This is a genomic window from Streptomyces sp. NPDC053431 (assembly GCF_044544925.1).
GTDB lineage: Bacteria > Actinomycetota > Actinomycetes > Streptomycetales > Streptomycetaceae > Streptomyces.
This window is the reverse complement of the sequence record NZ_JBITXX010000002.1, coordinates 168,813-180,389: the sequence shown is the minus strand read 5'-3', so window position 1 is coordinate 180,389 and position 11,577 is coordinate 168,813. Positions and strand designations below refer to the sequence as shown.

6 protein-coding genes and 1 riboswitch are annotated in these 11,577 nt (G+C 72.4%); of the genes, 3 read left to right on the top strand and 3 right to left on the bottom strand.

What is annotated here, in order from left to right:
- Window positions 1–141 precede the first annotated feature (141 nt).
- Window positions 142–882 (top strand): ABC transporter ATP-binding protein, encoded by a 741-nt coding sequence (locus ACIGXE_RS06740; RefSeq protein ID WP_399744209.1) that lies wholly within the window; start codon window positions 142–144, stop codon window positions 880–882.
- Window positions 879–3,818 (top strand): ABC transporter permease, encoded by a 2,940-nt coding sequence (locus ACIGXE_RS06735; RefSeq protein WP_399744207.1) that lies wholly within the window; start codon window positions 879–881, stop codon window positions 3,816–3,818. The genes ACIGXE_RS06740 and ACIGXE_RS06735 overlap by 4 nt, the downstream gene beginning before the upstream one ends.
- Window positions 3,819–3,974: 156 nt before the next feature.
- On the opposite strand, the gene ACIGXE_RS06730 is transcribed toward ACIGXE_RS06735, so the two are convergent.
- Window positions 3,975–4,802, bottom strand: a complete 828-nt coding sequence (locus ACIGXE_RS06730) for a transglycosylase SLT domain-containing protein (RefSeq protein ID WP_399744205.1) — start codon at window positions 4,800–4,802, stop codon at window positions 3,975–3,977.
- A 4-nt stretch (window positions 4,803–4,806) separates the two neighbouring features.
- A riboswitch (cyclic di-AMP (ydaO/yuaA leader) is annotated at window positions 4,807–4,963 on the bottom strand.
- A gap of 352 nt (window positions 4,964–5,315) precedes the next feature.
- Window positions 5,316–7,628 carry an MMPL family transporter gene (locus tag ACIGXE_RS06725; RefSeq protein WP_399744203.1) on the bottom strand — a complete coding sequence of 771 codons (2,313 nt, stop codon included), beginning with the start codon at window positions 7,626–7,628 and terminating at the stop codon, window positions 5,316–5,318.
- Between the two features lie 189 nt (window positions 7,629–7,817).
- Here ACIGXE_RS06725 and ACIGXE_RS06720 point away from each other — a divergent pair, with 189 nt between their 5' ends.
- Complete coding sequence (locus tag ACIGXE_RS06720) at window positions 7,818–9,650, top strand: glycoside hydrolase family 15 protein (RefSeq protein ID WP_399744201.1); 1,833 nt, start codon at window positions 7,818–7,820, stop codon at window positions 9,648–9,650.
- A 6-nt stretch (window positions 9,651–9,656) separates the two neighbouring features.
- Here ACIGXE_RS06720 and ACIGXE_RS06715 read toward each other — a convergent pair whose 3' ends face one another.
- Window positions 9,657–11,417, bottom strand: a complete 1,761-nt coding sequence (locus tag ACIGXE_RS06715) for a protein kinase (RefSeq protein ID WP_399744199.1) — start codon at window positions 11,415–11,417, stop codon at window positions 9,657–9,659.
- Window positions 11,418–11,577 lie beyond the last annotated feature (160 nt).

Sequence of the window (11,577 nt, the reverse complement as noted above, 5' to 3'; positions counted from 1 at the left end):
GCTCCGGACAGCCTTGCCCGGCGGCCCCGGACAGCCCGGCCCCGCGGCCTCGCCCTCCGGCTCCCGATAGGGCCGGTTGTCCCCCCGCCCGGGTCCGGATGGCCGTAGCGGCGGCTTCCTTCCGGGTTTCGGATGGAAGGCATGAACAGTGACCGGCCCCTTCTGGTCGCCGCGGGAGTCCGCAAGATCTACCGGACGGGCTCGGTGGCGGTCACCGCCCTGGACGACCTGGACCTCGTCGTACGCCACGGAGAGCTCGTCGGAGTCATGGGCCCGTCCGGATCCGGCAAGACGACCCTGCTCAACTGCCTGTCCGGGCTCGACGACATCGACGGTGGCCGGGTGGAGATCGACGGTCGCGACCTGTTCGCGATGTCGGACGCCGCGCGCACGGAGCACCGGGCCCGCACGATGGGCTTCGTCTTCCAGTCGTTCAACCTCATCCCGGTCTTCTCCGCGGCGGAGAACGTGGAACTCCCCCTGCTGCTCGTCGGCACCCCGCCGCGTGAGGCGCGGCGCCGGGCGCTGGCCATGCTCGACCGGGTGGGCCTCGCGCCCCGCGTCGACCACCGGCCCAGTGAACTGTCCGGCGGTGAACAGCAGCGGGTGACCATCGCCCGGGCCCTGGCGGGCCGGCCCGCCGTCGTGTGGGCGGACGAACCGACCGGAAACCTCGACAGCGCTATGGCCGACCAGGTCATGGACCTGCTGTGCGCGCTCAACCGCGACGAGGGCCAGACGATCGTCCTGGTCACCCATGACGCCGCCATCGGCGCACGCGTTCCCCGGCTCATCCGGATGCGTGACGGGCGGTTGGTGGAGGACCTGCGCCGGCGCGTCCCTGACCCCGGCCGGGTCACCGGCGTCTCCCGGGGCCGATGATGTATCCGAACCTCCTGGCCCCGCTGCTCATCGCGCTGGCGCTCGCTCTCGCGGTGCTCCTGTTCGTCGCCGTCCGGCAGCCGGTCTCGCGTCGGCTGGCCTTCCGGCAGCTCGCCCGGCGGCGCACCGAGGCCGCGCTCGTCATCGGCGGATCCGTGCTCGGAACGGCCATCATCATCGGGGCCCTGGTCGTCGGCGACACCCTGAACTTCTCGGTGCGGCAGGAGGCTTACCGCACCCTGGGCCCGGTGGACGAGCGCGTCGTCGCCCCGCCCGGCCCGGCCGGACGTACCGTCACCGAACGGCTGGCCTCCCTGACGGGCGACCCCGACGTCGACGGCGTGCTGAGTGCTCAGGCCACCCAGGCGTCGGCCGTCTCGCGCCCCGGCGGCCGCACCGTCGCCGAACCACGCGTCCTGGCCTGGCAGATGGACTTCGACGACGCCGCCCGGTTCGGCGCACCGAACGGGAGCTCCGGTCTCGCCGGGCCGAACCCCGAGCCCGGCGAGGTCGTGATCAACGCGGCGCTGGCGCAGTCCCTGCGGGCGGGAGCCGGTGACCCCGTCACGCTCTACCTGTTCGGCACTCCGCAGACCTACCGCGTGGAACGCGTGGTGCCGGAGCAGGGCCTGGCCGGCGTGGGCCTGGGCGGCAGGCTGAACCGCGACGCGTTCCTGGCGCCGGGAACCCTGGACGCCGCGGCGCGCGCCGCCGGGACGGAGCCCCGGTCGGTCACGTTCGTGTCCAACCGTGGCGGCGTGGAGCGGGGCGAGACCCTGACCCCGCGCGTGACCGAGGACATCCGCGAGGCGCTGGGCCCGCTCGCCGGCCAGGCGGCGGTCGACACCCCGAAGCACACGGTGCTGCGGGACGCCCGGCAGGCCGGGGACTCGCTCGGCGCGCTGTTCCTGATGATCGGCAGCTTCAGCATCATCGCGGGCGCCCTGCTGCTGGTGAACATCTTCGTCATGCTCGGCGAGGAGCGGAAGACCCAGATGGGCATGGTGCGGGCCATCGGCATGAAGCGTTCACGCCTGGTCGGCTCCTTCACCCTCGAAGGGGCGGTGTACGCGCTGCTGTCGGCCCTGCCAGGGGTGGCCATCGGGGTCGCCGTGGGCTGGGGCGTCGCCGTGGTGGCCGCGGAGATCTTCAGCGGCTGGTCGGTCGGCGGCAGCAGCATCCGGATCGCGTTCGCCGTCACGCCGACCAGCATCCTCAACGGGGTGGCCATGGGCCTGCTCATCGCGTTCGCCGCGATCCTGGCCACCAGTGTGCGCATCAGCAGGTTCAACATCATCGCCGCCATCCGCGACCTGCCGTCGACGCCCGGCCGGCGCCCGCGCCGCAGGCTGCTCGTCGTGTGCAGCGTCCTGTCGATCCTGTTCGCGCTCGCGGCCGTGCCGGCGATCGCTCGCAGCCAGGCCGACGCCACCTACCTCATGCCGGCGCTCGCGCTCGCGTTCGCCACCCCTGCCCTGATGCGCGTGATGCCCCGGCACGCCGCCACCACGCTCGTGGCGGGCGCGGTGCTCGCGTGGACCCTTCTGGCACCGGTCCTGCGCCCCCGGATCTTCGACACGCCCTCCATGTCCGTGTACGTCATCCAGGGAGCCCTCGCCGCGTTCTCCGCGGTCGTGCTCGTCAGCGACAACCAGAAGGCCCTGCTCCGCCCCGTGCGGCGTCTGCTCGAGCGGCCCTCGGAGTCGGGGCTGGCGGCGCGCCTCGCGGTCGCCTACCCCCTGGCGAAACGTTTCCGTACGGGCGCCACGCTCGTGATGTACACGCTGATCGTGTTCGTCCTCGTCCTGCTGACGGAGATCTCCGGGATCCTGCGCGCCGGCGTCGACGGAGTCGTCACCGACGCCACGGCCGGGTACTCGCTGCGGCTCGACTACAACCCCCAGGTCGCGGGCGACCGGCTCGTCGCCGAGCTGCGCAACGGCCCGTCGGCCGCCCGGATCTCCGCCGTCACACCGCTGCTCAACGCCGCCGGCCGGGCCACCGACCCCGGGCACCGCAGCACCCAGCCGCTGGACGTCGCGGCCGTGGGGGTGCCGGACGGCGCGATCACCGGCATCACCTTCCGGGAGCGGCTGCCCGGGCTCGCGGACGACGCGGCGGTCTGGCACGCGCTCGCCACCGACCCTCGGTACGTCGTCCTGGACGGCTTCTTCGGCAGCACCGGCGGCCCGGCCGGCGACTACTACGACCCGGGCGACACCCTCACCGTCACCGACCCGCGGACCGGCCGCAGCGAGCAGAAGGTCATCGCCGGGGTGCTCGACAACGGCATGGTCTTCTACCCCGGTACCGGCGCCAGTTCGACGACCTACCCCGTCGTCATGGGAGAGCGGAGCATCCGCGAGCTCTACGGCGACCAGGCGCAGAACGCCTCCGCCCTCGTCAGCACCCGCCCCGGCACCTCCGCGGACGACCTGGCCGCCCAGGTGCAGGGCGAGCAGCTCCGGTCCAGCCTGGTGGCCACCCCGATCGCATCCGAGATCCGCCACCAGTTCGACTCCAGCACCGCCTTCTTCCGCCTCATGCAGGGCTTCCTCGCCCTGGGCCTCGGCGTGGGCATCACCGGCCTCGGCGTCGTCATGGTCCGGGCCGTACGCGAACGCCGCCGCACCATCGGCATCCTGCGGGCCCTCGGCTTCCGGGCGCGCACCGTGCAGCGGTCCTTCCTCTGGGAGAGCGCCTTCGTCGCCTCGGAGGGGATCGTGCTCGGTTCCCTCCTCGGCGTCCTCACGACCTGGCTCATGTACCGCAACAGCGCCGCCTTCGAAGGCCTCGAGGGCGGGTTCCCGCTGGAGTGGACCAGCATCTGCGCCCTGGCCGCGGCCACCTTCGCCGCATCCCTCCTGGCCACCGTGGGCCCGGCCCGCCGGGCCGCCGCCATCCGCCCGGCCCGCGCGGTCCGCGTCGCGGACTGAACCGACGGCTCCCGGCCCCCGCGGATCGCCACCCCGCCGCCGTCAGCCCCACCGGGTCCGAGGCCCTCGACCGGGACCCGCACGTACGACGGTGCTCCCGTACCCCGGTCGGCCGGGGTACGGGAGCACCGTGTGCTGTCAGCGGGTGCGCCGGGGTCAGTAGGCGCCGAAGACGTTGTCGATGGAGCCGTAGCGGTCGGCCGCGTAGTTGCAGGCCGCCGTGATGTTGGCGACCGGGTCGTACGGGTCGTTGGCCGTGCCCGGGACGTGGTAGGCCTGGAAGGTCGGGTCGATCACCTGGAGCAGGCCCTTGGAGGGGGTGCCGGCCAAAGCGTTGGAGTCCCAGTTGTTGATGGCCAGCGGGTTGCCCGACGACTCGCGCATGATGTTGCGGTAGATGCCGTCGTAGCTGCCGGGGATGCCCTGCTTGGCCATGATGTCCAGGGCCTCGCGGATCCAGCCGTCGAGGTTGTCGGGGTACGAGGTCGCCTTCGCCGGGGCCGCGGCCTGGACCACGGTGCCCGCGCTCGCGCCCGTCTTGGTGCTCGCCGCCGTCCCGGTACGGGCGGTCGGGGGCTTCGCCCCCGAGAGCGCCGCGCCCCGGGCGTCGACGGTCAGCCGCAGGCCGGGGCGGATGAGACCCGGGTCGGCGCCGACGGCGCGCCGGTTGTCCTGGTAGACCTTCTTCCAGCCGCCCTTCACCGAATACTTGCGGGCGATCTTCGAAAGGGAGTCGCCGGCGACCACGGAATAACGGACCGTGGCGGGCGCCTTCGCCAGCTGCGTGGCTTGCGCCACCTGCGCCACGCGAACCGTCGCCTTTTCGACTGCGACGGTGTGCGCCGCCTGCGGCGTGACCGCGCCCGCGGTCGTCGCGCCGGCCAGGGGCAGGGCCAGCGCGGCGCTGCCGGTGAGACCGGCGGCGGCGATGCCGCGGGTGAGCGGAGACTTCTTGGTGCGACGGTGCTTGCCGTTTCCACGCATGGCGGGGTCCTCTCCTCCGCCTGCGAGGTGAGCTGTCGGGTTCGGGCAGGAGATGCCCGGCCGCGCTGGAGGCACGGCTTCACCCCGAGCCGTCCCCGGAGTCCGGGACCGGCGGCAAACCTGGGTCCCCCGCTCCTGCCGGAAGTGGTCGTGTGTGCGGTTCCCGGTCGGCGGCAGGATTCGGCGTTTCCGTCCGGTTGCCGGGTGACCGTAAGCGAATTCATCCGGCGAGAACAAGACGGAAATTAATCAAAGCAAATGGATCATTCGAGGAAATATAAAGGATCATTCCTCTCATTCATCCGCGCCGCGCCAACGCCTCTTCACCGGCTCGCATCTGACGTCGCGCCAGCATTCCCCGGCCCGGAATAGCCGTGACCCATCTCACTCAGCCCCACCCTCATGCCCTTACGGCACAGAAATAGCTCCAATGCCGGAATTCCTTCAGCATTCCGGCATTGGAGCTTAATAGAGTGACATCTACCTCTTTGTCCGAATGTGCACGCGCGGTGCTCAGTGGGCCGGCTCGCGGCCCCGCTCCTCGTCCTGCTCCAGGGCCGCCTCCCCCTCGGTGTCGAGGTGCGGGAGGATGCGGTCGAGCCAGTGGGGGGTCCACCAGGCGTGCCGGCCCAGCAGGGTCATCACGGCGGGCACGAGCAGGAGCCGGACGACGGTCGCGTCGATGAGCACGCTCACCGCGAGTCCCAGGCCGAGCATCTTGATGACGATGTTGTCGGACACGATGAAGGCCGCGAAGACGCTCACCATGATCAGCGCGGCACAGGTGATGACCCTCGCGGTGATCTCCAGGGCGTGGGCCACACTCGCCTCGGCGTCGCCGGTGCGCAGCCACGCCTCGCGGACCCGGGACAGCAGGAAGATCTCGTAGTCCATGCTGAGGCCGAAGACGATGGCGAACATCATCATCGGCACGTAGCTCTCGATGGGCACCTTGCCGGAGACGCCGAGGGCGGGGCCGCCCCAGCCCCACTGGAAGACGGCCACGACGACGCCGTAGGAGGCGGCGATGGACAGCACGTTGAGGACGGCGGCCTTGAGGGCCACGAGGAGCCCTCGGAAGACGATCAGGATGACCAGGAAGGCGAGCGCCACGACGACCGCGATGATCAGCGGCAGCCGGCTGGAGACGATGTCCAGGAAGTCGACCTGGGCGGCCGTGGTCCCGGTGACGTAGGTCTTCGCGTCCGTGCCGGACACCGCCTGCGGCAGCACGTCGTCGACGAGGTGGTTGGTGAGCTGGGTGGTCTTCTCGTCCTGCGGGGAGGCGACCGAGTAGGCGGTGCCGATCAGCACGTCACCGTCGGGAGTGGGCTGCAAGGGGGTGATGGAGGCCGCGTCGGGCACGTTCGTGAGCGACTGCTGGAGCTTGCTCGCGAGCGCCGATCGATCGCCGGCCGGGACCGCGGTCTGGTCCACCACGACGGTCAGGGGCCCGTTGGCCCCGGGCCCGAAGGCCGTGGAGATCAGGTCGTAGGCGCGCCGGTCGGTGAACGACTTGGGGTCGGCGCCGTCGCCGATGTGGCCGAGCTGGATGAAGAACAGCGGGATGGCCAGGATCACCAGGGTGACGACCCCGCCGACCAGGAAGTACCAGGGCCGCCGCTCCACCCGCTGGGCGTACCGGTGCCAGGTGCCGTGCGCGGGGGCGCTGGGCTCGGCGTCGGTCTCCGCGACGGGTTTGCGCACGTGGTAGCGGTCGATGCGGCGTCCGACGAGTCCGAGCATGGCCGGGACGAGGGTGAGCGCGGCGACGACCGCGGTGACGACCGTGAAGGCGGCCGCCAGGCCGAGTTTGCCGATGAAGGTGACGCCGGAGACCCACAGGCCGGACAGGGCGATGATGACGGTGCAGCCGGAGACGAGGACCGCCCGGCCGCTCGTGGTCGTCGCCAGGCCCGCGGAGTCGTCGGGATCGTGCCCGTTCATGATGTTCTGGCGGTGACGGGTGATCAGGAACAGCGCGTAGTCGATGCCGACGCCCAGACCGATCATGGTGGCCAGGGTCGGCGAGACGGTGCCGAAGGTGAAGGCCGCCGCCGTCAGGCCGAGCAGCGCGAGCCCGCAGATCGCGCCGATGAGCGCGGTGACCAGCGGCATCACCGCGGCGATGACGCTGCCGAAGCCGATCAGGAGCACCACGATCGCGACGGCGAAGCCGATCGCCTCGCTGGTGCGGTCGTCGGCCGCCGGCCGGGCCAGTTCGCCGAGCGGGCCGCCGTACTCGACGTCGACGCCCGCGGCGCGCAGGGGTTGCACGGCGGTGTCGACGCCGTTCAGGTAGTCGGTGCCCAGAGTGGACGGCGGGACGCTGAAGCGGATGGTGATGTAGGCGGTCTTGCCGTCCGTGGACAGCGGGCCCGTGTTGGGCACATTGGCGGGCGGTGTCGGCGGCGTCGTGCCCGGCGGCGGCAGCGGGTTCTGCACGTTGAGCACGTCGGGCAGTTTCTGCAACGCCGCGACCGCCGAGTTCACCTGGGAGGCGTCCTGAGTGAGCGGCTTCGAGGGGTCGTTGAGGACCACCTGGGCCCCGTAGCCGCCGGCGGCCGGGTCGTGCGCCTGCAGCACGTCGAGTCCCTCGGAGGACTGCACGCCGGGCAGGGCGAAGTTGTCGGAGAACTGGCCGCCCACCGCGCGGTCGGCGATCTGGAGTCCGGCGACGGCGGCGAGCCACAGCGCGATGGTGATGACGAAGTGCCGGGCGCACCAGTGCCCCAGCCGGTAGAGACTGCTCTTCTGCGCCGCTGGACTGCTCGTGGCCTTGCGCGCTGACGATCCGCTGCCCTGGGCCGGGCTTGCTGCGTTCATGGCACCGCCGAGTCCGGATAGGAATGTCCCCGAGCGGATGAAACGGTTCCGACGACGTGCGGGTGTGCCGGTCCTGAATCAATTGTTCGCCCTTCATCCGGCGGCGGCATCTCGACCACTTCCGACCAGGCCACCGCCCGCCCGCGTCCCCCGATGTCGCCAAGCCGCCCCGTCGCTGATAGTGGAATCATGAAGCGCTACCCGCTCATCGCCGATCACGGCCTGGTGGGAGACCTGCAGACCGCCGCCCTCGTCTCGGACGAGGGCGTGGTCGACTGGTTCGCGGCGCCCCGCTTCGACTCCCCCGGCGTCTTCGCCGCGCTGCTCGACCACGACCGGGGCGGCTACTTCCGGCTGTCGGTCGACGGCCCGGACGTGACGGTCAAACAGCTCTACTACCCCGACACGGCGTTGCTGGTGACCCGCTTCCTGTCCGCCGACGGCGTGGGCGAGTTGATCGACTGGATGCCTCCCGACCGCACCGGCCGCCCCACGGACGACCACGCCATCCTGCGCGTGATGCGGTGCACCCGCGGGACCGTCACCTTCACCCTGGAGTGCCGGCCCCGTTTCGGCTTCGGCAGCAATCCGCACGACACCCACGTCGACGGACGCACGGCGACGTTCCGGGCGCCCGGGGTCACCGCCTTCCTCCAGACCAACGTGCCGCTGGAGCAGAACGGACGGTACGACGTCCACGGACGCCTCACCCTGACCGAAGGGAACATGGCGGGCGCCTCGTTCACCGTGACGGGCCCGGACGCCCCCGTCCCGCCGCTGCCCGACGCCCAGGAGGTGGAGGCGGCCCTGTGGGACGCCGTCGACTTCTGGCAGAAGTGGGTGCGCAGGGCACGGTACCGGGGCCGCTGGCCGGACATGGTGCACCGCTCGGCCATCACCCTGAAGCTCCTCACCTACCTTCCCACCGGCGCCCCGATCGCCGCGGCCACCCTCGGGCTGCCCGAGTTCGTCGGCGGCGAGCGCAACTGGGACTACCGCTACACGTGGATCCGGGACGGCGCCCTCGCCGTACGGGCCCTGCTGGACCTCGGGTTCGTCGAGGAGGCGGCCGCGTTCACCGGTTGGCTCACCGAGCGCGTCACCGAACGGGCCGGCGCGCCCTCCGCAGGGGGCCGGCCGCTGCAGATCATGTACCGGGTGGACGGGGACCCCTGGCTCCCCGAGGAGATCCTGTCCGACTTCGAGGGCTACCGGGGCTCGGCGCCGGTGCGGGTGGGCAACGGGGCGGCGGACCAGCTCCAGCTCGACATCTACGGGGAGGCCCTGTACGCCCTCGCGCAGGGCCGCGGCCTCGACCCGCAGCCCACGTACCGGGGCTGGAAGGCCGTGGCCGCCCTGCTCGACTGGCTGGCCACGTCCTGGGACAGCCCCGACGAGGGGATCTGGGAGACCCGGGGCGGCCAGCGGGACTTCACCTTCAGCCGGGTGATGTCCTGGGTGGCCTTCGACCGCGGGCTGCGGCTCGCCGAGGAGTTCGGCCGCCCGGCGGCCCTGGACACCTGGCGCACCGCGCGCGACGAGATCTTCACCCAGATCATGCACCGCGGCTGGAGCGAGAGGCGCCGCGCCCTGGTGCAGTACTTCGGCGGTGACGTCCTCGACGCCTCGCTGCTCCTGATCCCCCGCGCGGGCCTACTCAACCCGACCGACCCGGCCTGGTTGAGCACGCTCGACGCCATCGAGAGGGGCCTGGTGCACGACAGCCTGGTGCACCGCTACGACCCGGGCGCGTCCCCGGACGGCCTGCGGGGCGCGGAGGGCACGTTCAGCCTGTGCACCTTCCTGTACGTGGACGCGCTGGCCCGGGCCGGGCGGGTGCGGCAGGCCCGGTTCACCTTCGAGAAGATGCTCACGTACGCCAACCACGTCGGGCTGTTCGCGGAGGAGATCGGCCCGAGCGGGGAGCAACTGGGGAACTTCCCCCAGGCGTTCACCCATCTCTCGCTCATCATGGCGGCCACGACCCTGGACGAGGTCCTGGACAGGATGAGCCCGGCGTGAGCCCCGTCAGTCCGCCGGGTGACTCGACACGACCTTTCCGCTGTCGTCGGCGGCGAGGTAGCCGGTCGCGCTGTACTCGTTGGTGAGGTAGAAGCGCATCGTGGGACGGTCGTCGTTGAAGGTCCAGCGCTCGACGACGACGTAGCGCATGTTGGGGTTCTCCACCTTCAGCTCCTTCTCGCCGCGCTTCATCAGCGCGGGGAGCGTGTCCCACGGCATCGCCGCGACGTCCATCGGCTGCTCGTCGGGGAAGCTCGCGTTGATGGTGCCGCCGGGTCCGGCCTTGCGGGCCACGCCGCCGCGGTACTCCCACGAGTCGTAGGACTTCGCGCCCGGCCGGGTCGGGATGGCCGCGAGCGCGTAGTCCTCGTAGATCGTCAGCTCCTTCATGGTCGTGCTCCCGCTGGCCTTGCGGAACGCCTCGATGACGGTGCGGGCCCCGGCCGTCGTCAGGAGGGAACCGCCGGCCGCGGGGACGGTCGTGGGTGTCCTCGCGGCGGTGGCGCCGGTCGACCCGCCCGGCGTACGGCTGCTGTTCGACGGCGTCGATCCGCCCTTCGCCCCGTCGCCCTTGTCGCCGCCGTCCGGGATGAGGTTGACGGCGCCGACGACGACCGCCGTCGCCACCGCGAGGGAGCCCACGAGGACGGCGGCCCGTCGGCCCGGGCGGGCCCCGGTCGGGCGCGGCGCGCCGCTGGGGACGGTCGGCGCCGCTACGGGCGCGCCGCCGGGCACCGTCGGGGCCGGTACGGGCGGGCCGAAGCCGCCGGGCGCGGGGGCACCGTGGGGTGCGAGCGGCTGCCCGTAGCCGGCGGGCGACCCGTAGGCGGGGTGGGCGTACGGAGGGGTGTAGATGCCCGGGGCGGGCGGTACGGCGCCGCCGGGCGTGGCGGGAGCGGCCTGGCCCTGGCCGGTCCCGGAGCGGGTCTCCGCCTCGGCGAGCAGCTGCTCCAGCTGGGCGCCGTCCGGCCGCAGGGCCGGGTCGCGGACGAGGATCCGGTCGAGCACGGGGGTGAGCGCGCCGGAACGCACCGGCGCGGGAATCGGGTCGTCCAGCACGGCGACCACCGTGGCCAGGCTCGTGGCGCGGCGCAGCGGGTGGTGGCCCTCGGTCGCCACGTACAGGAGCATGCCGAGCGACCACAGGTCGGAGGCCGGGTTGCCCTCCTCGCCCCGCACGCGCTCGGGGGCGATGAACTCGGCGGAGCCGATCAGGTCACCGCTGGAGGTGAGCCGGGACGTCGCCTCGTCGAACGCGGCGATGCCGAAGTCCGTGAGCACGGCGCTGCCGTCGGGCCGGAGCAGGACGTTGGCCGGTTTCACGTCACGGTGCTGGATGCCCGCGGCGTGTGCCGCCCGGAGGGCGGACAGCACCTGGCGGCCCAGGGTGACGGCCTCGGCGACCGGCATCGGTCCCTCGGCCAGACGGTCGTAGAGGGAACGGCCCTCGACGAGCTCCATGACGATCCACGGATGCGAGCCGTCCGGGGGCTCGACGATGTGGTGGATGGTCACGACGTGCGGGTTGGAGAGGCGCGCCAGGGCCCGGGCCTCGCGGACGGCCCGCTCGCGCAGCTGCGCGGCGAAGCCGGGGTTCGCCTCCTCGACCGCCGGGTCGGGCGGGCGGACCTCTTTGAGCGCGACATCGCGGTGCAGTGCGATGTCGCGGGCTCGCCAGACGGTGCCCATGCCGCCGCTGCCCAGGCGGGAGACCAGCCTGAAGCGTCCGTCGACCAGGGGTCTGCCGTCGTCGTCACTCGTGTTCATGGGCGGTCATCGTAGGCGGTGCCGGTGACAGGCCGGTGCCCGGCCGTGCCCTACGGCGGCGGGGGGGGCGGGGCCCGGGGGGGGGGCGCGCCGGCGGGGGCCCCCCCCCCGCCACCCGCCGCGGGGGCCGGCCGCCGACCCTCGCCGCCCGCCCGCCCCC